The 1,049-nt window shown below is 46.2% G+C and carries 1 protein-coding gene and 1 pseudogene; both read right to left on the reverse strand.

What is annotated here, in order from left to right; translation table 11 throughout:
* Nucleotides 1-685, reverse strand: a pseudogene (locus A3761_RS02525) (adenylate cyclase); the annotation flags it as partial.
* Between the two features lie 45 nt (nucleotides 686-730).
* On the reverse strand, nucleotides 731-1,049 hold a 319-nt coding region (locus tag A3761_RS26685; RefSeq protein WP_197472750.1), incomplete at its 5' end, for a hypothetical protein.

The following is a 1,049-nucleotide window of genomic DNA, read 5'->3' on the forward strand; positions in this document are numbered from 1 at the left end:
TCTCCTCGTATTCTCCTTCTAAATTTGGTGGAATCAGCCACCAAATTGGGTAACGCCCCGCTAATAAAATCGCAGTACGATAAAACTCGTCCAGCAGCAAATAATGTTGTGCAGAACCACTACTTTCTTTATCCATGCGGTTATTCAAGTGCCCAGCCTTAAACTTTTCCGCATTCATCAAAAAAGTATGAAGCTCCAAGCCTAGACTGTTTGCCCAATCATCTATCTTCTTGGCTTTTTCTGCGAGCGAAGCCATAGCGTCTTCGCCCAGGCCAGGGTCAAAGCACAACCATAAGTCCACATCACTCGCTTCAGAGTGCGCTAAGGTTCCAGTACTGCCCATCATGTAGAGAGCATGTATCTGGCTAAGCTGGCGGGAGCCTGACTTAAACTTAAAGGTCTGGCTAAAGGACTTTGCAATACTTAAAGCTGCTTTATCGGGTTGATAAGCCGACACGCCGGCGGGTGCATCTTGCGCGACATAACCCGGCATCAGAGGGTGGTTAACGTGGTAAAGTAAAGGCAATACATAAAGGATATCTTGATGTCGGGAAGACAAGCCCTGTCGACAGCGCTCGAAGCGATCAGCATTGACCTGCAAAAAACGGTTCTTAATGGTCTTTAAGAGTTTCCGGTCGACACCATCTTTATAGTCTGGCGCTAATTTGGTTTTAAATGTGCTCATACCCAGTCTACTACCAGATCCAGAAAGGGCTTATCAGCCATAAAACTAAAATAACTCGATCTCTGATTCCATCAACGAATCTTCCACCACGACCGGCTCACTAACAAAACTAATCTCTTCGGAAAAGAACTCCACTCCGATGTGAAAAGCACAAGCTTCCCCATCTACCTCAATATAACTGGAGAAGCGGGTAGGGCCAGGTTCAATCAAGTCGTTCAACTCAACACCAAAAGACGTCGTCGGCAGCCCCAAGGTAATCTCTTGCTCATGCGACATTAACTTTGTCTTCAAACGCCCGATCAACTGATTGGCCATTTCAGAGATCCAATCTTCCAGGGACTCCTCATCAACGACAGTGATGTTT

This window comes from Oleiphilus sp. HI0123 (genome assembly GCF_001635315.1).